Source organism: Burkholderia sp. BE12, assembly GCF_002959955.1.
GTDB lineage: Bacteria > Pseudomonadota > Gammaproteobacteria > Burkholderiales > Burkholderiaceae > Burkholderia.
Window position 1 is genome coordinate 1 of record NZ_PREY01000058.1, and the last position, 21,021, is coordinate 21,021.

General features: G+C 58.7%; 11 protein-coding genes and 1 rRNA gene. 6 read left to right on the forward strand and 6 right to left on the reverse strand.

All coding sequences use genetic code 11. The features are described 5' to 3' along the window. Positions 1 to 278: 278 nt before the first annotated feature. Positions 279 to 653: a helix-turn-helix domain-containing protein gene (locus C4B30_RS34060; protein ID WP_105133622.1), complete on the reverse strand. Its 375-nt coding sequence runs from the start codon at positions 651 to 653 to the stop codon at positions 279 to 281. Positions 654 to 911: 258 nt separating this feature from the next. On the opposite strand from C4B30_RS34060, the gene C4B30_RS34065 reads away from it, so the two are divergent. The 6 genes from C4B30_RS34065 (at position 912) to C4B30_RS34090 (ending at position 14,001) form a co-directional block, all read left to right on the forward strand. Continuing rightward, positions 912 to 3,515 (forward strand): DNA phosphorothioation-associated putative methyltransferase, encoded by a 2,604-nt coding sequence (locus C4B30_RS34065; protein ID WP_105133623.1) that lies wholly within the window; start codon positions 912 to 914, stop codon positions 3,513 to 3,515. 543 nt (positions 3,516 to 4,058) lie between these two features. Then, positions 4,059 to 5,963 (forward strand): hypothetical protein, encoded by a 1,905-nt coding sequence (locus C4B30_RS34070; protein ID WP_199779104.1) that lies wholly within the window; start codon positions 4,059 to 4,061, stop codon positions 5,961 to 5,963. Then, positions 5,960 to 7,519 carry a hypothetical protein gene (locus C4B30_RS34075; protein WP_105133625.1) on the forward strand — a complete coding sequence of 520 codons (1,560 nt, stop codon included), beginning with the start codon at positions 5,960 to 5,962 and terminating at the stop codon, positions 7,517 to 7,519. Before C4B30_RS34070 ends, C4B30_RS34075 begins: the two co-directional genes overlap by 4 nt. Continuing rightward, positions 7,513 to 12,927 carry an FtsK/SpoIIIE domain-containing protein gene (locus tag C4B30_RS34080; RefSeq protein ID WP_105133626.1) on the forward strand — a complete coding sequence of 1,805 codons (5,415 nt, stop codon included), beginning with the start codon at positions 7,513 to 7,515 and terminating at the stop codon, positions 12,925 to 12,927. The genes C4B30_RS34075 and C4B30_RS34080 overlap by 7 nt, the downstream gene beginning before the upstream one ends. Next, on the forward strand, positions 12,924 to 13,631 hold the full coding sequence (locus C4B30_RS34085; RefSeq protein WP_105133627.1) for a hypothetical protein: 708 nt from the start codon (positions 12,924 to 12,926) through the stop codon (positions 13,629 to 13,631). The genes C4B30_RS34080 and C4B30_RS34085 overlap by 4 nt, the downstream gene beginning before the upstream one ends. Continuing rightward, entirely contained in the window at positions 13,603 to 14,001 is a 399-nt protein-coding gene (locus C4B30_RS34090) for a nucleoside 2-deoxyribosyltransferase domain-containing protein (protein WP_105133628.1), read from the forward strand. The genes C4B30_RS34085 and C4B30_RS34090 overlap by 29 nt, the downstream gene beginning before the upstream one ends. A 194-nt stretch (positions 14,002 to 14,195) precedes the next feature. Here C4B30_RS34090 and C4B30_RS35500 read toward each other — a convergent pair whose 3' ends face one another. The 5 genes from C4B30_RS35500 to rrf form a co-directional block, all read right to left on the reverse strand. Beyond that, complete coding sequence (locus C4B30_RS35500) at positions 14,196 to 15,185, reverse strand: hypothetical protein (RefSeq protein ID WP_158683584.1); 990 nt, start codon at positions 15,183 to 15,185, stop codon at positions 14,196 to 14,198. 20 nt (positions 15,186 to 15,205) lie between these two features. Then, complete coding sequence (locus C4B30_RS34105; protein WP_105133631.1) at positions 15,206 to 16,048, reverse strand: phosphoadenosine phosphosulfate reductase family protein; 843 nt, start codon at positions 16,046 to 16,048, stop codon at positions 15,206 to 15,208. Continuing rightward, positions 16,041 to 19,376 (reverse strand): ATP-binding protein, encoded by a 3,336-nt coding sequence (locus C4B30_RS34110; protein WP_105133632.1) that lies wholly within the window; start codon positions 19,374 to 19,376, stop codon positions 16,041 to 16,043. The genes C4B30_RS34105 and C4B30_RS34110 overlap by 8 nt, the downstream gene beginning before the upstream one ends. Then, entirely contained in the window at positions 19,369 to 20,292 is a 924-nt protein-coding gene (locus C4B30_RS34115; RefSeq protein ID WP_105133633.1) for a DUF4007 family protein, read from the reverse strand. Before C4B30_RS34115 ends, C4B30_RS34110 begins: the two co-directional genes overlap by 8 nt. A 628-nt stretch (positions 20,293 to 20,920) precedes the next feature. Then, positions 20,921 to 21,021: ribosomal RNA gene (gene rrf / locus C4B30_RS34120) — 5S ribosomal RNA — on the reverse strand; the annotation flags it as partial.

The window sequence follows — 21,021 nt, forward strand, 5'->3', positions numbered from 1 at the left end:
ACCGAGCGGCCTCATAGTTCGCTCGGCTATCTGACGCCTGCGCAGTTCGCTCGGGCGCACGATGCAAAACAGCAGTTTTTAACCTCGGACTCTAACTGCAGTTCGGACTAAAACCGGGGGCAGGTCACCGGGAATTGCTTCAGTGTTGACAACTGGCTCATTCATGGCCTTTTCCCCTATGTGTGGTTCTCTTGTGAGCTGCGGCCGTCGCCGCCACATCATTCAATAATATGCGGGCATCTCTGCCAACGTCTGCCTTCATCTTGGCAGCGTCGGGGTCACCAGTTAATCGAGACGGACGCCGCGCCGCGCCGCTTCAGCTCGGCGACGATTTCGTCGATAGGAGCGTCGTGAAGCAAGCGAACATTAGGTAGTGCTCCGCTCGCACATCTGGCGGTGGTGACAGTTGGCGGCGAGTCGACATCGGCGACTGGGAGGCTGTCTGGAAACAAAACTTCATTGAGCTTTTCCCATGTTTTCAGGCCAGGCAAAGTGGCGTTGCTGTGCTCCGCGTTCTCGTAACGCGACGGCATGACCTCATGAATTCCCGCCCGCTTCGCGAGCTCGCGAAAGCTAAGGTTGGCGGCAAGGCGCGCCTCTTTTAGCGCCGCGCGAAAATTCGGATCAGTAACCTTGGGTAGTTGCGTAGCCATTTGAAGTTAGTTACGGTGCACCAAAAAGTTCATATAGGTTAGCAAAAGTTGGCTCAATACGCAAGTATGGGTTAGTGGGGTTGGTGGGCGCTTTAACGCTGTCGATGCCTTGCACCTTGCGTAAGTGCCACGGCGGAACGCCACGGCACCGTGGAAGCATCGCCCCAAGCATGCTAGCTTCCCTGGTGTGGGCTTACGATTCACCTCCCGCACTGCTCGCTAGAGCCTTATGCGATCTCCATATTGAGAGTTAAGGACATGAGCTCGACAACGACGAGGGAAACCGTTGCGCTGCGCCTCGACACAAATATCGGAAAGCTCGTGGCACGGGATGTATATTTTCACGTGTCACTTCTGGAAGACCTCCCAGAGACCGTGCGATGCAACGTCGAGAAAGGTATTGCGCTGACGCGGCTCACGGTAGGAAGCGACTTCAACGTTGTCAGGCTAGATCATTCTATGTCGGATATGTCGCTCCTCGACTACCCGAATTTCTTCGGTGAGGCGTTTCCGGCACTGTACCGCAGCTGGTTTATCGACCTTGATCTGCAGACGTATCGATTTCGCAGCTACGAGTCGTCAATTAATCCCCCGATATTGCATCGAAAGGAGCTGCTCATTGCGGCCGATCATCCGCAGCGGTCGGTTTTTGAGCAACTGACTCTGGCAGCCGAACAAATCGGACTATTTGACGATCCGACTCGTATTGGCTTCCAACGGGCGTTCTGCGCACGCATTAAGCAACGAGGCTATCGTCTCGTCGACCACACGCTCGTTCCCATAGCCAATGAGGAGTCCGATGATACGGAAGGTGAAAACAGACCTGGCCCTATAGAACGTCATCGCACTGCATTGTCTCGCTACAGCTTTTCGGCACCGATACAAATGCTCTCACGGTTCGGATTTCTCGACGGGACGCGTTCGCTTTTTGACTATGGGTGTGGGCGTGGAGACGATGTGCGAGGGCTCAAGGGGCTAGGCATTGAGGCCGCGGGTTGGGACCCACACTATGCGAATGACCAGCCGTTGTCCCGGGCATCAATTGTTAATCTCGGATTTGTCATAAACGTGATAGAAAACGTAGATGAACGCGAGCTAGCCCTGAGGAAATCATATTCGCTCTCGGACGACATCCTTGTCGTCTCCGCGATGCTTGAAAATCAGGGTTCCGCTCGTGGTATTCCATACGGCGACGGCGTCCTAACATCACGAAATACATTCCAGAAATATTACTCCCAATCTGAACTGAAGGAATTCATCGATCGCGTCACAGAGAATGATGCGGTTGCGGTGGGGCCCGGAGTATTTTTTGTATTCAAGGATAAATATCAGGAGCAGCGCTTTCGGTTTAGTCGGGTCAAGAGTAGTAGGCAGATCATGCCTCCCGTCCGACCGACGCGCATCATGGCTCAGGGACATGCAGACCGTGGCACTGTCACCAAGTCTCCTCCGGATCGTTCTGCGCTGCTTTACGAACGTCACCGGAATGCCCTTGATGAACTGTGGCGACTTTGTCTGGCTCTTGGTCGCGACCCCGTTAGGCCGGAAATGCAGGGACTACAGCAAGAGCTTCGCGCGTTCGGATCATACGCAGCTGCCCTGCGGTTTCTCAAAGAAACGAAAGTTGATGCGGCGAATATGCTTGAGCGCGCGGCGGCCTCGAGAGCAGACGATCTTCGCGTGTACTTCGCGTTACTGCAATTCGACAAGCGACCGCCATACAGCGAGCTCGAACAGCAGCTTCAGGTTGATGTGAAGGTATTCTTCGGCGGTTATTCCGCGGCGCTGTCTGCGGGCCGAGAACTACTGTTCAGTCTGGCTGACATACAGCAAATTTCAGATGCTTGCGTCCGCGCGGCGGAGCAAGGTATTGGATGGCTAGAGGGCGGTGAGTCGCTGCAGCTTCATACAGACCTTGTGGAGCGTCTTCCCCCGATCCTGCGCGCATATGTTGGTTGCGGTACGCTACTTTACGGCGATGTCACCAGCGCAGATTTACTAAAAATCCACATTCGGTCCGGGAAGTTGACCATGATGAAATTCGACGATTTTTATGGGTCGCCTTTGCCGCGCATGACTCAACGCGTGAAAATAAATTTGCGTAAGCAAGAGCTAACGATTTTTGACTATGGCGAACTGTATCCTCCGCCATACCTCTACAGGAAGTCGCGCTTCCTCAATGAAGAGTTGCCGTCCTACTCTGAACAAGTACTGTTTGAAGAAAATTTGGAGGAATTGGGTATCTTCGATCTCAGCGGCTACGGCCCGGACGTTGCGACCTTCGATGCTAAGCTGAATGAAATGCGATTAGCTGTAGATGGATACAAGTTGATCCGGTCAAGATCAATTCCGCCGCTAGATCAAAAGTGTGGGCGCTATCTCACGTTTCGTGATTTGATCGAATGCGGGGAAACGCAGGCAGCGCATGACATCGGTAACATGCCGCTTGAACCGGAAAGCTTCAACGCGCTTTTTGATCTTGCTCATCATGTCATTGATCCTGTAGTTGACTACTTCGGCATGGTGAAGCTGACGTTTGGCTTTTGCTCACCTGCACTGGCCTCTCACATCAAAGGACGAATTTCGCCGAAATTGGACCAGCATGCCGCGCACGAGAGAACGCGTCGCGGTGGATACATTTGCGAACGTCTCGGAGCGGCGTGCGATTTTGTCGTGGAAGACGAGGATATGAAAATGGTAGTTGAATGGATTATTGGTAACGTGAAATTTGATCGCTTGTACTTTTACGATCGAGATCGTCCGATTCACATCAGCTACAGCTCGACGCCGACACGGCAAGTAGTCGATATGGTCGAGACTCCCGGTGGAAACGTTGTGCCGAAGCGGCGTCGCATCGATTAGCTCATGTCAATAGGTGGCCTCGAGGAGTTTGCTGGGAACGGGCGGACAATGAAGTATGATGATTCGCGGGGGCTGACCGTGAGCCGTTGCGTCTGCGCGATTGTTGGCGCAGCGCAGGGCGCGAGCACCGGGGCTGAGTCTTGACCACTACGGCCGAGACGCTGCCGTATTACGGCATACCGGTTGGGAACAGCGTGAGATAGTAGTTGCGGAATGAGCCGATAGGCGAGTTTGATTAGCTAGAAGCCGGAAAGTGAGCGAAAGAATTTTGGGTTGCACATCAATAAAATGCACTGGGCTGTCGGATTGATTCGAAATGCATGTGGGGGCTTCGCGCCTCTGATTTCTGCGTGCCGTGTACCTACGCGACACGAGCAATCGCCCGTCCAAACGCGCTCCTGCTACTGTGCCGCATTCACCAGTCATAATTCACCGTTAGCGAAGCTATAGACTCCGTTGCGTTTGCGGCTCTGCGATGGCTTAGGGACGTTGGGCCGGCATCGCACGGAGATCCGAACAAGACCGATACCGAGGGGGACCAACTTGACAGATTATGAGCAACAGGGGGAGAAAACTCCCGTCGCGCTGCCGGCGGCAGCTTGGGTTAAATTTCTTCGAAGCTATGGCCCGACCTCTAACAATCTAACGATGTTCGATGAGTATGTGGCGGGGGCGTTGGCACGGGCGAAGATTCAACCCATTGGGTTATCGACGCCGATGCTCGAGTCGATGATCGAGCATATCGAATCCAAGACACCCGGTTCCATGCTGATCGCCGGTACTGCGGGCGACGGAAAGACCTATCACTGCCGTGCCTTGTGGACGAGACTGGGGGGAGATCCGAAGGTCTGGTCGGCTAAAGGCAATAGCAAGGAACTTCCGCTCGCCGACGGCAGGTTAGCTGTTTTCATCAAAGACCTATCTGAATTCAACGGCGAGGAGAGCGATCTGCCGCTTCTGCGGCTTGAGAAATCGGTGCTGGGGAACGATGACTCTGAAGTAGTGATTCTCGCCGCCAATCACGGCCAACTACTGGATCGTCTGCGTAATTTGGAGAAGCGCCAAGAACGGGTCCATCCACTTCGAAGGCCCCTGCAAGAGCGTTTTCTGCAAGCGGGCCCGGCGCCCAATCGGCTCGCCGTGTTCGACCTCAGCCGCACAACTAGCCGCAAGACGCTCGACGAAGTCGCCAAGGCGGTGGCAGGCCACCCGGAGTGGGACAACTGTAGGCGTTGTTCGCTAAAGGCTGCTGACAAGGTTTGCCCGATCGACGAAAACCGCCGTAGGCTATTAGGCGAATCCGATGGCGGGCAGCTTGCGCGTCGCTTGGGCGATTTAATTGAAATAGCACGGCTCAACGGCCTGCATCTTCCTGTGCGCGATCTGCTAGCACTGTGCTCAAACATGGTTCTCGGTTACTCCGACGCCAGGGATGCGAAAGAGAATCTGATGACCTGTGCGGATGTGGCCAAAATTCAGGATGGTGGTCAGATTGAAAAGGCAAGCGTCTATGCCAATGCGTTCGGAGGAAACCTGCCGAAGCGAAGAATATCCGACCGACCGGTCTTTAAGGCCATGGCCGGCTTCGGCGTAGGCGAGGAGACCACCAATGCGGCGGACGGCCTCTTGGTGTATGGCAAGGACGATTCCCGCCTTCAGTCGGACTTTGAACGCCTGGTGGGTGGTGATTCTGTTTACGGGGCTACCTCTGCATTCCGTGCTGCTCAAGACGCTTATTTGGAAGGGCACGAAGACGCGCGCTTGGAGGGCGGCTCGTTCGAGTTCTTGGAGATGCTTGAGGGGCAGCGGCGCCGACTCTATTTCATTTTGCCGGACGCAGAGATCAGCTACCCCCACTGGTCGATGACCGCGTTTCACTTTGCAGGCGACTACCTAGATATGATTGAATCGCTCAAGGCCAAGACGCCTGTGAGCGAGACGATTCGCGGACGCATCGCCAAGGGGCTCAACCGGGTCATGACTGGCTTGCTTTTGGAAAACGTTGACCGTCTCTTCATCGCCAGTTCCGGAGGCTTCACGCAAAGCCGGGTGAGCGTTGTCTGCGACCATGAAACGCCTTCGCGCCGACTCGGCGGAGTTGGCATGGCAATGAAGCTCGACTTGGAGAATGGCCGCCCACAGCTCGATGTGTCTCTCTCGGCCGGCCCGGGGAATTCCGTTGCTTTCGACCTCACACCCATCCGGCATGAGTTTCTCTCGCGCGTCGCGGAAGGAGCGCTGCCGGCCAGCTTTTCCAACGAGTGCCTCGAAGACCTGCTGGCCTTCAAGGCGAAGCTCTTGCGCAAGGCGGAGACCGTCCGCAAGAACGGTGTTGCGGACGACGACGAAGTCGGCGGCGATGACGCGGCAATGACGCTCGACTTTATAGATATCGAACCTGGAGGTCGTGGCTTGACCCTCCCCCTGACTGTGAGGGCCCCGGCATGAGCGAGACCATCAAGCGGCCCTTTATCAAGGGCGTCGATTTCTGTGTCGACGAGAACATCTGGGGGCATCGTCTCTACGACGAACAGCTCCCGCATTTGACGGTGTTGGAGTTCCTGGGCGTCCTGGGGTCTAATTTGGACAAGCCGCTGCGCCCGCACGAGGGCTTGGGCGGCGCAGTCCAATTCAAGCCACAGCGGCAGATTCGTCTGCGCGGCCTGCTTTTCAACAACCCCTACGCTGAGTCCATCGCGGAGAGCAAGCTTCCCGACGAGGAGAAGTGGCGCCAGTGGTTCGACAAGTTCGACCAAGGCAAGACAGGCAACGGCGACTCGGTCAGTGACATCGGCTACCTGCGCCAGGCGTTCACCAGCTTCGACGACTTTGCTAAGGCAATCGAGCTGCTGCGCTCTTCGTCCTTCGAGTCGCGCAGCAACAAGCGCTGGAGCTCGAAGTTCACCTTTCCCTTCGGTCCCGATGCTCTCTACGAGGACTTGAAGATCGATGCGAAGGGCAATATGAGTAACGACCGGCGCTTCTTCGCGCGCACAGGTGAGCTGCTCTACTTGATGCTTACCCGTGCCAAGAAAGGCGCCGAACTCGGCGATCTGCTGGCCAAGCGCCTCTTCGAGCGCTCGGCACCGATGAATCGGCTCACCCGTGCGCTGCAAGGTGCGCCGCAACTGCCGGACGAGCCACGCGTGTCCGGCTACTTGCCGGAAGCCTCTAATCCGCGATTCGATCAGATCTGCGAGGACTGGCTGACGATCCTGTCAAGGGACATACCGATCTACGACGCGTTGGAGCACTTGATCGCGATCACTGGCCTCAACATGCTGCTTTACTTCTTGGAGCGCGCTAAGCGGGTCGCCGGTGACGACGAGGCGGTCGAGTTTGTCTGCGAGATTGTCTCCAAAGACAGTCGCAAGGTCAGGGCACTCTCCGGCGACAGCTATCAGGCCAACCAAGGCTACCCCGAGAGGGCGATTCGCGCGCACATCGAATCGATCCGCCGCGAGAAGGCCTGGATCGACGCTGGCTCTGTGGAGTCCACGGACATCGAGCGCGTAAAGCTCTTGCGGGAGGCCTTCCAGTGGCCTCCTTCCGATAACAAGGATGACGAGGGCTATGCAAGCCGTAACTCGGACGACTTGGTATCAACACTTGTGGACCTTGCGCGGCTGCGGCACGGCGAGCATGTCGGGAAAATCCATGCGGCTTGGTCGCGCGCCATTGGACTCAGCTCGCGCAGGCTCTCCCGGCGACATCGCTACGCGCCCAATGACCGTCTGCTCAAATCCATCGTAATCGCGATCGTCGGCGATCGCATGCAGTTCGACGAATTCCTGGTCGAGGCGAATCGCCGTTATGGCCTTGTGATCGGCGATGCCGAGGGCTCTCGCTTACTGGAGGCCAAATCCATCGACCAAGCGGAACTCAGCGAAAACCGCGACAACTTGGAGGCCCGGCTTGTGGGCCTGGGCTTGGTGCGCAGGCTCTCGGACTCATGCTCGTTCGTTGAAAACCCGTTCTTCTCTGAGGTGGAGGCCGCATGCTGACTGACCGCATCATAGGGCGCGTCGGCGCGGAAGTCCTTGCCGAGCGCCTCGCCAATCCCGCGCAAGCGGGGGATTCCGTCGCGCTCTTCCGACTCGACAAGCTATCGGCTAGCCAAGTCGCCGCCGTGGTGCGTTCGGTCATGGGCAAGCCCGAACTGTTCGCCCGGATGGATTTGATGATTCCCGAGGCTCTGGTGGAGGGACAGGGCCTGCCGCCAGGGGTCCTGATCCAGCAGAACGCCGGCTATGTGCGCAATAACGCTGAGACCGAGAAGGAGGCGATTCTCACCGCCAGCGGCAGCGAGCATAACCTCACGGACACGCTTGCTCACGTCTCGCCCATCGGAGCCAAGGAGTTGCGTTCCGAGGCCCAGCCTTGGGTGGACGCGGCGCTTCACACCGGAGGTCTTTCGCCCGTCGCGGACGACCGAGCGGTCTTCCAGGCGGCCATCGGCGGCCTGCTTAACGCTTGGGAGCCCTCTCTTGTGCAGCTTGGCGAGTTTTGTGCTGCGATCGTTGAAGCCATCTCTATCCGCGGCTTGCCGATCCGCGACGCGGTGGGCTATGCGCTGCCGAGGGCGGGGCTGCCTAGGGACAGTGGTTATTTCTCTAACGCGAAGACGTTCGGGCCCACGCGCGGCCCATGGCAGAAGGCTTTTGTGAAGCTCTTGTCCCAGCGCGCCCCACTGCTAAGAAAGCTTCGCCAGAACGGCCAGCCGCTTGACGCGGATGAATTGACCGAGCGCATCGAGGCCAATGCCGCCGAGATCGACGAAGGCGCGCGCCTTGCCCTAGTGGCTTTCGCGGCGGCGCCGGCGGGCGACCAAGAGGCTGCTGAGGCACTCGCCCAGTTCGAATGGGAGTCCGAAGGCGTCTACCTAGCCTTCGACAAGCCCAAAGAAAAGCAACAAGGTTTAGCTGATACGACTCTGCGCTTCTTTGACCACGATTGTGACGAAGAGAACGCTTTGTCGCCTGAAGGCCGCAAGCTTCTGGAAGACCTGAAGTCGCGCGAGCGGCGCGCTGATTTCATGCCAGAGGACGAGGAGTTCTTCGCCACCCACCGCCGCTTCCTGGAGCGCGATATCAAGCTGCTGTCGCGCTGGGAAAAGGCGTTGTTCGGCAAACCCATTGAGTGCAACGATTTCTTCGACGGCTTCGCGCGCGTGGTCAATAACCTCCATGCTGGTCTCGACGACGCCGATGGTGAGCGGATTCTGCGCTTCACTGTCAACAAGGGCCGAACCGAGTGGCGGGAGCGCTTCAACCATGACGCGGGCTGCTTCTTTTCCGCGATGTATCGTGGCTTGTCGCACTTGATGGGCACCAAGGTAGATTGGAAGGTCACGCGCATGACCGCAGCCGATTTGCCGGACCCTCTGTTCGATTTCGAGCGCTTCATCGCTAAGGAGCGCGAGATCGCCGAGAGTCGCAATAAGAAGTTCAAAGCCGTCAATTCCCTTTCTCGGCAGGCTTTGCAAATTAAGTTCGATGTCGAGCTGCTAAAGGTAGTCGACGGCGTCGAAACGAAGATCAGCAAGATACAACTTCTGTGGAGTTACAAACCCACCTCGATAGGCCTGTCGATGATCGCGGATATGCGCCGGCTCTTGGACAAGGGAGCGGTCGGCTGCACGGAAGTCCCGCGCCGCCTGGTGAGCAAGAAAGGGGGGGTGCAAAACGTGTCGCTTCTGGACACTGGTACCCTGGAGGCTACCTATTCGACTGACGCGGGCTCGTTGGTGCCGGCGGGCAACAAGCTGCGCAGCCTGCGGAAAGAAATCAAAGATCAAATCAAGAAACTGGCTGATGGCGGCTACCTAACCCCTGCACAGCGCGACGAGGTTCGAAGCGCGTGGGACAGGTTTGAGGAAGACTACATTAAGGCGATGGAGGACTTCGTTTCCACTGGGCTGCACGGTGAGGCCGTCATGCGCCAGGCGGAGTCCTTCGGGGAGCTGTTGTCGACCCTTGCGACCCACGCCCGTGGCGATGTATGCCGCTCTCGCTTGGTCTCCGAGGTTCTCGCGGTGGGCACGGTGCGTGTGGCCGGCGACAACCCATCGCTGATCATACCGCCGTGGCACCCGGAGCGCATGAAGGCTCTGGGGGTAAAGTCCCGCCGCGTGGCAGGTTTTGCCACCCACTTGCTCTCAAGCGGCAGCATCCTCTACGGGGACCGCGACATCTTCATGCGCGAGCTTGCCGACGAGATCGCGCATCCGTTTTATCCGGAGATTGCGGTCCTTAGCAAAGGCGGCTCGCCGAAACTCGTGAGCGAGAGCAGTACGGTCAACGGATACAGCCTGCTGGAGGCGCCTATCCACGGCGACGAGGATGCTATGACTGACGTGGACCCGGCCGCCGCAGCCAAACAGGCCCGCGAGCTTTTGGAGCGCTACGTCGGTTTGCAGCCCCATGAAGCCTCGAACCTTAGCGTGGTGCTCTACAACGCAGACGCGGCCGACCTGCCGCTGGCTACCGTGCGCGAGCTAGCTTCAATCCAAGAGGATGGGGAACTCCAATGCAGCGTGACGGTGCGTCACGTTGACCAAGCGAAACTTCGCCGTGTTTATGGTGAGTTGGTCAACAAGGCAGGCGACGATCCAGATCTGCCTGTGGTTAGCGAGACCAGCGACAACTTCATCTCGAAGCTGCGCATCGCGGTCTCGCCGATTTCGTCGACCCCCAGCGAGAGCACGCAGGGCTTCAAAGCCTTTGACGTGGCCTTCTTGCATGACGTAGTCGCCCGCTCGGCCAAGGAGGAATGGCTGCCCGTCGCTTGGACGAACGATCGCCCGAGCCTGGAGCATGCGCCTTCGCGCTGGTCTTACCGCAGCGTCTCTGGCGAGGACGAACTCAAATCGACCACGTTCCTGACTTGCCCGTGGCAGACAGCGTCGGGATGGTCCTACGTCACTGCCGTAGCCACCGTCTGCAACCAGACCGACGCGGTACCCGACAAGCGCCTCCTTCCGGCTCGGCGCATCTCCCTGCAAAGCCAGGATCTGGCGGCCTTGATTAAGGACGCCCACGGCCTGGCCGAATGGGTCGCCACTTACGATGAGCTGCTTGACAAGCGTCAGCTCCAGCACAACGGCATCACGGTCGTCCGCTACCGCCGCGGTTCAACTAATGGCCGCAACATGATCGTAAGCTCGACTTCTGAGCTGCGCTTGCTTGGCGTGCTGGTGCGCCGCCGTCTCGAAGAATTGAAGCTCCCGCTCACTGCAGAGGAGGTTGGTAACGCTGCGGACAAGGCCAAGCGCGATGCGCTATCGGTTTCCGGTGACATCGTGCTGCGCGCAGCCAAGCGCGGCATCTCCGCTGGCGAAATGATCGGCCTGGTCCTCAGCCGACATTTACTGGCAGAAGAGTTCAAGGCGCAGGCGAGCGGGGGTCAGGTCTTGACAGCCTACTTCCTGCTCGACGACTACGCGAGCTGGCTTTCGCAGCCGGAGAGCCGCATCGCCGACATCCTGGCTATCAACATCGAGGAGAAGGACGAGGGGATTCGCGTGATCATCTCGATCGTTGAGTCGAAATACGTTGGAGCCGACGGATTGGCCGCAGCGCGCCGAAGCTCGAAGGATCAGTTGCTGCAGACGTTGGACAAGTTCCGGGAGGCGCTCTTTGGAGACCCTGGTCGGCTCGACCGCGACGTGTGGCTCGCGCGCCTAGCCGACATGCTCATCGATGCTGACATCCCGCCGGGCATGACGGGCCTGATGGAGCGAGCTCGCGCGAAGCTTCGCGAGGGCGATGTAGCGATTTCGCTGCGCGGCTACTCTCAAGTCTACATCCATACTTCTGACGCCGGCTCTGGATCGGCCTCCGAGCAAGAGATCATCTTGGACGAGAGCGGTGTCAAAGCTTGGCAAGAAGTCTTCGATCGAGGGGATCTGAGAAAGCTGGTCGAGGCCTATGCTAAGAACGCCGGAAGCTTGGAAGCGCGCGCAGGCCTCGGCCCCCACGAGCCTTGGTCCGGCCACAACTTCAAGAAGCCCGCGCCTCGCGTGCCGTGGCTGGCGGCCATGGGGCAGCTCGCCAATGGCACAGGCGAAATTGCCACGTCAGAAGCATCAGACGACGTCGCCACGAGAGAGGTCAGTCCTCCGGTACAACAGGTTCCGCCTCCTGCACAAAGCCCGGTCCAAGCGAGTGGTAACGTGCCGGCTTCGGCCTCACTCCCCCAGGCCCTCCCAGTCGCAAGCTTCGGCTCGGCTCTCGCGGACCTCGTCGCTGCCAAGTTCGGGGGCGGTGCCCAAGCTGACGCGGAGCGAGAGGGGTGGGCCCAAGACGTCAGCAAGAAGCTCAAGGCTGCGCTCAACAGCTACGGATTCCAGGCCGCGATACTTGGGACACGGCTGACTCCCAATGGCTGCCTAGTGCGCCTGGCCGGGTCCGATCGGCTGCGCGTCGAAGACATTGAGAACAAGCGCACTCAGCTTTTGACGACGCACGCTATCAACCTCGTCACGGTTCAGCCAAAGCCCGGCGAAATCGTGGTGACGGTCGCCGGGGCTAAGCGTCAAGCCGTGTCGCTCTGGGAGCTGTGGTCTCGTCGGGAGCTAAACCGCAACGTCGCCGGCATCAACACGTCCTTCCTCTTAGGCCTGCAAGAGATCAACGGCGCGCTGCTGTATCTGAACCTCGGCGCTGAGTTCGGCGGCCTTTCATCACATGAGCCGCACTCACTGGTGGCCGGTGCCACGGGAAGCGGCAAATCGGTGCTGATCCAGGCGCTGCTTCTGGACATTGCCGCGACGAACCCTAAGGAGCTGGCGCAGCTCATCTTGATCGATCCCAAGATGGGTGTCGACTACGCTCCGTTGGCTGACTTGCCGCATATGCGCGACGAGATCGTCACCACCAAAGAGAAGGCGAGTGAGGTGCTCGCAGCGCTTGTACAGGAGATGGAGGACCGCTACAAAGCGTTTGCCAAAGCCCGCGCGCGTGACTTGCCGACCTACAATTCCAAGGTTTCGGCAGCGGAACGCCTGCCCATGGTCTTCCTGATCCACGACGAGTTCGCGGATTGGATGCTCGACGACGCATACAAGGGCGCGGTGGGCGCGGCAGTGCAGCGTCTGGGTGTTAAGGCACGTGCCGCAGGCATCCACTTGATCTTCGCGGCCCAGCGCCCCGATAAGGACGTGATGCCGATGCAGCTTCGCGAGAACCTAGGCAACCGTCTAATCTTGAAGGTGTCTAGCGAGGCGACATCAAAGATTGCGCTGGACCGGCCGGGCGCCGAGCTGTTGCTCGGACGAGGACACCTGGCCGCGAAGCTCAACGGTGAGCAGGGCTTGGTCTTCGCGCAAGCCCCGTTCCTGTCGGATCAGGACATCGAGGCCGCTGTGGCCGCAATAGCTGAAGACAACGTAAGGGAGGGAGGCAGTGAATGAAGGTCGAAGAAGCAGCAGACGCGATCGCCAAGTTTTTTAACGACCTGATCGGCGCGTGGGTGCCCGGCGCCGTTTTGACGGTCGGCCTGGCGCTCATGCACTTGGGCCCGGTTCAGCTCCAAGCGATCTTCAAGCTCGGCGACACGACCTCGGCTGCCCTTACGTTCGCGGGTGTCCTTTTCGCAATCGGTCACGCGTTGCTTGCCCTTCACGACCAGATCGTGAAGAAACTGCTCTCCAAAGTCGGACTTGCCAAACCTTTCGACGAAGCTAAGGCGAAGACGCGGAAGTCTTACGAGTGGTTCGTTGAGCTGGTTAAAGCCCAGCAGGCCGGAGCAGGTGCGATGGATTGGGGCTACAACGATCTGCGTAGCGTAGCGCTCTCGGTTTCCGCTGAGGCTGCTTCGGCGGGTCGCAGGTTCATGTTCATCTCGCTTCTATGCAATGGCGTAGGGACCGCCTTGGCGATTCTCGCGCTCGACTTTGCGGCGTGCTCTTTGCTTTCACCCAAGCTGCTGTTCATTTACGCCAATGCGGCCCCTTGGTCTGCGCAGGTGCTCTTGCTCTTGGGTATGGCGTTGACGCTCTTCAAGCAAGGTGACGTGTTTTACAACCGCGCGATGGCAACTCCCTTTTCTATTGCTATCGCCGAGCTGAAATTCAAGAAGGACGCAAATGCTGGCCAAAGCCCCACCACCCCTTAGGAAGATATACCTGGCCGGCGGGTTCAGATCGAATTGGCAGGCTCTAGTGGCCGCGCGCTTGGCCGAATCGTTTGAGCTGCTCGATCCCAGTGCTCACAACATTCAAGACCCCGCCGAATACACACGATGGGACCTGGAGGCTGTTCGCCAGTCCAACATCATTTTGGCCAACATGGAGGCATCCAACCCGGCTGGTTATTCTCTGGCGCTGGAGGTCGGATTCGCGAAGGCCTTAGGCAAACGGATCTTTTTGGTCGACCAGGTCGAGAATCCCTCGGTGCGCCGCTACTTCGAGATGGTTCGCCAGTGCTCCGAACGCGTTTTCCCGACGCTCGACGAAGCCGTCGATTACCTGTTGTCGCTGGACTAGTGAGATTCGCCGATGCCTTGCTAACAGTACGGAATGAACACCTCGAACCCGATGACGTACGCTCGCTGCTCGGCAGACACGGGCTGGGGGAGCGCGTTCATCTGGCTGTGATCTTACCCTCGACGACGCTAATTCTGAAGCACCCTCAGAAGTTCGGGGCGAGTTACGAGTGAGAGGCATTGCGGCGATGCGTACTATCCAAGCTTTTGTCCTGGCCGAATGACGACGACTTCCACATCATCTTCATCATCGTCGATAACGTAGTGGTCCTGGTGAAGAGCAAAGTCACTCTGCCGATGCAAGTCGAGGACGTATTCGAGAGTGCATCTTTCGATGAATCGGTCGAACTCTTTGCCGTAGCCTTGCATGAAGTTGTAGTCATCGGACTCGAATCCAGGGCTGAACCAGCGTAAGATGATTTGCGTGTATAGGGCTGCAACTCGGCACGCATGCCTGAGCATGAGGACTAATTCCTCACTGTCCTCATAGCCGCCATAATCCGCTGGCGGCCCCAACGGGAAGGTCCCGTGCGCTACATGATTTCGAAGATTGCGCACGAGTTGAAGCGCGAACGAAGGAAGCCTCTCGGTACCGGCTTCTATCCCTCCGACTGATGAGTTGTGTTCAGCTTTATATCGATTAAAAAGGCTGATGAAGTTGTTGCAGTGGTGTTCGAAATCTTGAGGGGCGGCCAGTGCTCCCACTCGTTCGAAAAGATCATCGAGAAGCGCTACGGCCCGCATGCTGCTGGTGCGTTTGAGATCCTTCTTTGCTACGCGTTTGACAGCCGACAGCGGGCCGTAACGATGATCGATGAAGCGATATGCCTCTTCCAGCCCATTGCATACGAACACGAAGCGAGTGAGTGCTGTGGCATGATTTGTGTAGTGCTCAGAATGCGCGTCGATGTTGTCAGCAACCGTCCCGCAGTAAAGGCCTGCATCGGAGGATTCGAACTTCCATGTGTTGACCTCGACCTTTTCAAGCTGAGCGGCTAACTGGAACCAATCTCCGATCGTATTAGTTCGGATAGTCGCCGTGCCATGTTCGCTTTTGTAGAAAGACGTGTTCCCGAGGTAGCTCGCGGCGAGGCTCACTTCGACCAGGTGCTCGGACACTCTCCGAGTTTTGGAGCAAATGGGGCAGGAATGAAGAAGATTGGATTTCGGATCGTCCGCGCTCATTTGCTCCACCCTCTCCTCGGTTACTTGTGGCAGACCGCGCAGGAGCCGTTGCCCTCATCGACTCCATAGATGTCGTCAATGTCGTCCGGGCAGGCCTTCGCGGGCCGCAGCGGATTGATGGGGATGGCCTTGCGCATGCGCTCGCGACGAATATCGTATTCCGCCCGGATCTCCGCCACGCGCTCAGGCTGCTCCATGTCGCTGAGAGATTCGTCCTTGGACCAAGTGAATGGCGAGCCATGCTCCAAGGCGTTCTTTTCAAGGGCCTTGGCAGCCTCATAGGCTTCGGGGTGCTGTTCGCGCAGCCTCACCCATTCAATCTTCTGCTGGAAAAAGCAGAAGGTGCATCCACTGCGCGATCTCCACTCGTAATACTTGGGATAGCCGACGCCGGAGTTCTCCAGGATGTCAATCACGCCGACCTTGTCGATGCCCGCCTCTCGGAAGGGCAGTTTCACGAATAGGTTGTCGGCTTTGGCCGAGTAACCTTCGCGGTAGTCCTCATCGGCACGGATGGCTACATAGGACGTGACTTTATCACCCGCAGCGAGCATGGGCCTTACCCAATTCTCGAAGGGGGCCAGCTTCAACTTCCGGGTGCACCACCGTGTGTTGGGGTTGGGCAGGAAGTGGTTATATTGGCGCAGCCAGAAAGTGAAGTCCCGATCGGGGTTCAGCCGCAGAATAGGCTTGCCAAGCCGGCCTTCGAGCTTCCCTAGGAATTCATAGACTTCGGGCAGTTCCTCGCCGGTGTCGGTGAAGAAGTAGTCGATGTCGAGCTCGGGATGATGCTCGCGCATGTAAACAGCCAGCGCCGCGCTATCCTTGCCGCCGGAAATCCCCAGAACGTGTCGCTCAGCCATTGGACGTCTCCTTATTGATGGATACCAGCTTCATCCCGGCCTTGGCCAGGATCGCCAGCAATACGTCGGTCTCCAGCCCTTGTTCCTCCAGCATCGAGGCGACCTCATGGGCTTTGGTCTCCACCGTCTGGCGATGGCGGTCCGATATCGCGAAGGAGCGCGAGATGGTCTTTGTGTCCGAGCCCGCGCCGATGACCACGGCAATGGCCTCACTGTGAGCCTTGCGGCCCTTCACGGCCACGAAGGCCTCGGCCTCTCGGAAGCGCCGCGCGAACTTGGAGAGCTCCAAGATCGCCGCATCGATGTGGCGATCCACCCAGTCGCGCGGAGGCCTATCTGTCGCCAGACTTAGTACGCCTTCGAGCGAGGCCCGCGAACCGTCGAAGTTGGCAAGGCGCGTGGCGAAACCGTCCATTTGCAGGTCGCCCGAGATGCCGGAGACGGAGCGTGCGCGCTCTCGTAGCGCATCGAGGTCATCGCGGCTCGCGCCGAGCGCGGAGAGCATCTTGGCTTCAACTTCGGCAAGCATCTTGCCGTAGGCGCTGGCGAGCTCCTGTAGCGGTGCGCGCAGCGCTTTCACGTAGGCTTTGCCGTCGACTGCGCCCAAGAGCGACGCAAGGTCGACGAACAGGACCTTATGCGGGTCGCTGGCCTTGAGGAGCATGTCACGCATGTCCTTGGCCGTCTGCCCCAGTCGCGAGGTCCGCCGAGCCCATTCGGGCAAGTTGAATATCATCGCCACCAAGCCGCGGGCCGCTTCAAGCGGGTCGGCTGCGCCAGCGTTTTCGCCGATCTCAGCTAAGAGTTTGGAGATGCCATCGAGGATTCGGTTCTTGTCCTCATCGATGGTCACCCAACGCAGCGAGAAGCGGTCGGGATCTTGCAGGCACTCGTCGATGTCGAAGTCGGTGAGCCGTGGCACGAACATCCCGTCCTTGTAGACCGCAACGTTGGCCTTGTGAGCGAGCAGGAAAGCCGTGAGGATCACCGACTGGATGCCCCGCTTCATGCCGAAGGGCGGCGCGCTCCACAGCGCGTAGACTTCGTGCACACCCACGCGGGCGCTGGCGTCGGAAAAGAGGGCGCGTGTAGCGTCCCATAGCGCCGCGAAGCCCTCGGCGAAACCATCGCTAGGGGGCATGCAACGCCATGCGCCTGAGGCGTCGACGCGATGAAGTTCCGTACTTTTGAGCAGCGTCTCGTAGAGGCCGCGCTCGGCCGGGAAGCCCTCGAAGCCCAGGGCCTCTTGCCCTTCAGCGTTTATCATCGCGTGCAGCAGGTCGCGGCGCGCCTTAACGCTGTTGCTCGACACACTGTCGCGGTTAACCAATTCGCTCCACACCGGAGGCGAGTGGTTAAACAGGTCGTCGGCGAGTGCGGACGACTCGGGGGAGAGTTTCTCTCCCGACTCTACGATCTGATGGGCGCCCTTGTGCCACTTTGCCCGCGACACCGCGGCTTGCAGTTGGTCCTCAAGGTCGGCCCGCGTCGCCGCTAACCGTGCGTAGACCTCGCGACGGGCGACGGCGTCGCCGGAAAGTTCATGCCTCTCTTTGACTTGTTCCAACGCCACCAGCTCAGCAGAGAGCTCGGTGATGCGGGCATGGTTGGTTGGGATGCCCACCATGACAGGCCAAGGACGATGTTTTGAGCAGTCCGCCGCTCGAAGGCTAGCGGCCCGCTGGCTCATACCTTTGCTCGGGAGAGCCAGGATGAACGCTCCAAACTCGCCCTTTTTCGGTTGGAAGTTGGAGGCGATTTTTTCGGCCTGCTCGATGCTGCAAATAGAGAGCTCCATCCAGCGCATGGTGCCCGTTTCGTGATAGTGCCGTTTCGCAACTACTGGATGTAGGCCCATGAGCTGCCCGAGCCGGGCGTAATCGATGCCGGGCGAGGCAGCTAGGGCTTGGGCGATGGCCGCGTCGATGTCGAAATCACTGCCCTCGAACACCGACCAAGCGCCGGTGTAGCTCTTGAATAGCACGACCTTGAGCGAGCTGAGCTTTTCCAATGCGGCGTTGAGTTCCTCGCGCGTCTTGTCGTAGAAAAGGGCACCGATCACGGCGGGGTCGGCTGCGAGGCCGGAGCCGTTGTGGAACAGATCGATGACAGCGATGTTCTTGATCAGCGATACGAGCAACGCATCGCCCGTTTTGGCCTCGGCCCGCTCGACCGCTTCGACGGCCTGCGACCAGCGATGCCCGTCGGGGGAGGCAAGGATCGCCGGTTCCAAGTTCGACCGCAGGTAGTCCCAGTAGTCGCTCGGACGATACCAGCTCGCATCGCTCTTGAGCGTCGAGTTTAGATAGGAGCGGAAGCCATGCGGCTCTACTGATGACAGAAAGCCGAACGTGCTGCGCTCGTTTTGTCCAAACTGTCGCTTGGAGATCGGGCCCAGCAGCGCGGCCATGGCCGGGTGCAGCGGCCAGCAGGCCTCCAAGGCCCGGGCGAAGTTCTGCCCCACTGCGGGCCGGCGCGAACGGATCGCCTCGGCGATGCGCTCGGAAGCGTCGCGCATCCAAGGCGGGCGTTCCTTGGCCTCAATCGCTCGGCCAATGAGTTCGACGACTTCGTCGCTCGCGGCCACAAAAGGAAGGTCGAGGTAGCGGCCTTGGATCTTGGCCCAGTCGTCTCGGGTGTCTATGCCCAGGCGGGCCGAATACTGCGCGAAGGACTGATGCAACACACCAACGACCACCAGGCGGCCTTCGGAACGAGCGGCGGCTTCGGCGAGCTCTTGGAAGAAGTAGACATCGTCTCCCGCACCCAAGGCGGAAGCCTCCAAGAACTTGCCCATCTCGTCAATGATGACTAGCACGCCGTCATGCGGGCGATTTTTGGCCTCTTCGAATAGCTCGGCAATTAGCGATTGGGCGTTCGGCTTGCTCCGGCCGTCTACTGACCTGCCCTCTGCGTGCCGGAGCGCAGCATGAAGTGCGGCGACGACGCTGCCGCGCCGGCCCACAACCGGTACTATCAACCAACCTTTGCGGACGGGGAATGTAATGTCGAAAGCGGGCTTGGAATTCAGGTGCAAGACTTGGCGCGCTTTCGCCCGAAGGTTCTTGTCGGGATGCAACGCGCTCGCTAACGCGACGGCCAATGAACTCTTGCCACCGCCGAAGGGTCCCGTCCAAGTGAAGCAACGTTGGTTGGTGCCCGAGAGTTGCTCGCAAATGACGTCGACCACCGAGCCAGCAGTGGCATGGCAGATGTAGCCGGAGAGGGCGTCGACTCGTCCAATATCTGCGTCAACCCGGATTGAGCGTTGATATTGGCGCGATATCTGAACGATGTCCGACAGTCTTTTTTCCAATTTTTCATTCATACGCGCGCCTGATCAGGTTCCTACGGTCTTCTTTTGAGATTGGTTTGCGGTGGACTTGACGAAGGCCTGCCGAATCAGTCCAGGCTAGCTTCCCGGCGGTGAAGTCGGATAGCGCCAACAACCGCTGCGCGATCGACTCTTCGTCTAGCTTAAAGACTCGACCGGGCGACCCTTCACCATAGGCTACGGTCTCGAAGGCTAGAGCACTCTGGCCATCAGCCTCACGGTCCCAGAAATCGACCAATGCATAGGCGAAGACGCCATCGTGCAGAGACGCTTTAGGGCCGCGTCGGAACGCGTACTGCCCCTTATGTACCTCTTGCAAGAGGCCTAACTCTCCTAAGAGTGGTTCAGCGAAATCTTCCGGCGATCCGCCGGCCGCGCGCGGCGCGTAGCTTCGCAGACAAGTTTCCAAGTCTCGCGAGATTGTCGACGCGGACAGTCGATGTTTTGCGTCGAGTTCGCGCGCGTAGCGGCTCAACGGCTCCTCGAGTTCTTGACGCGTGAAGGTGGGCGCGGTCACATGATTGAACAGCCAATGCCACGTAGTCGAGCGAAAGCATTTGCCCGCGAGTTGCCAATGGGCTAGCCATGCCGTCGAAGGGTTCTCGGCATAAGGATCAAGACCTCCGTCTTGAAGTATTTCCATCGCGAGGCTTCCGACGCGGAACTCATCAGGCCCGGCGTCATACATGACGCCGCAAGCTAGAGCCCAATGTCGAATGGAGGCGACCATGTTTTTGCCGACGCCGAAAGCGGCGATTGCCGTCTCATCCGCGAAGGTGGATTTGTGAATTGCGCGACCGTCGACAGCCTGATCGAAGGCTTTCTTAAGCCACATTTGGCGAAGGGGAAACGTCTCATGCCCTGAGAAGTGCGCGGGCGTTCCCTTGCTGACTTTGGACGTGGTTTTCATGCGACGATTCTAGCATCCGAGAGCGCCGAACTGGAGGATTCCGCCAGTCCAACCGGAGGTACGACGAGAACTGTATATATTTACAGTATGCCTCGGTGGCCGCGATCTGCAAAGTGTCCGCGTTTGGTGTACGCAATCAGCGGCGCGTTATGCCTCGCGACGACGAGTTCGCTCATGACCGACGGCGCATGCTCAACCGTCATCACCGCCGCAGGCAGCAGCACGATCAGGATCTGGCCGCTGAGACCGCGATGCCGCTTCTAGAGAGATTCGGACGATGAAGGTCATCACCCAAAAAGCGTCATAGTGGATCGCGACGCTTTCATACCTATGCCGATTGGCCATCCCGCGAACTTTCCATATTTCGAGATGCTCGATGTGATCGGCGCATTGCTCACGGCGGGCATCACAGGCCACTGTCCGCCTGGATGCTCGGTGCCCGATACTCCGCACCGTTAGTAACTGTGACAAGCGACGATTGTTCTGCAAGCGCAACGGCCAGGTCGTTCAGGTCCGCTGCCATATAGTCTTTCAGGACGAGCTGCGACCCACATCAGGCACATCGGAAATTTCCATCGCCGAAATGCAAAAACCCCCGCCTTTCGGGCGGGGGTTTCTGGCTTAGGGAGCCTGACGATTACCTACTTTCACACGGGAATCCGCACTATCATCGGCGTAGAGTCGTTTCACGGTCCTGTTCGGGATGGGAAGGGGTGGGACCGACTCGCT

Excerpts from the sequence above, each read along its gene's own strand:
- C4B30_RS34115 (WP_105133633.1), bottom strand. The coding sequence starts at position 20,292 with ATGAAAACCACGTCCAAAGTCAGCAAGGGAACGCCCGCGCACTTCTCA.
- C4B30_RS34065 (WP_105133623.1), top strand. The coding sequence starts at position 912 with ATGAGCTCGACAACGACGAGGGAAACCGTTGCGCTGCGCCTCGACACA.
- C4B30_RS34090 (WP_105133628.1), top strand. The coding sequence starts at position 13,603 with ATGCTGGCCAAAGCCCCACCACCCCTTAGGAAGATATACCTGGCCGGC.
- C4B30_RS34110 (WP_105133632.1), bottom strand. The coding sequence starts at position 19,376 with ATGAATGAAAAATTGGAAAAAAGACTGTCGGACATCGTTCAGATATCG.
- C4B30_RS34085 (WP_105133627.1), top strand. The coding sequence starts at position 12,924 with ATGAAGGTCGAAGAAGCAGCAGACGCGATCGCCAAGTTTTTTAACGAC.
- C4B30_RS34060 (WP_105133622.1), bottom strand. The coding sequence starts at position 653 with ATGGCTACGCAACTACCCAAGGTTACTGATCCGAATTTTCGCGCGGCG.
- C4B30_RS34105 (WP_105133631.1), bottom strand. The coding sequence starts at position 16,048 with ATGGCTGAGCGACACGTTCTGGGGATTTCCGGCGGCAAGGATAGCGCG.
- C4B30_RS35500 (WP_158683584.1), bottom strand. The coding sequence starts at position 15,185 with ATGAGCGCGGACGATCCGAAATCCAATCTTCTTCATTCCTGCCCCATT.
- C4B30_RS34075 (WP_105133625.1), top strand. The coding sequence starts at position 5,960 with ATGAGCGAGACCATCAAGCGGCCCTTTATCAAGGGCGTCGATTTCTGT.
- C4B30_RS34080 (WP_105133626.1), top strand. The coding sequence starts at position 7,513 with ATGCTGACTGACCGCATCATAGGGCGCGTCGGCGCGGAAGTCCTTGCC.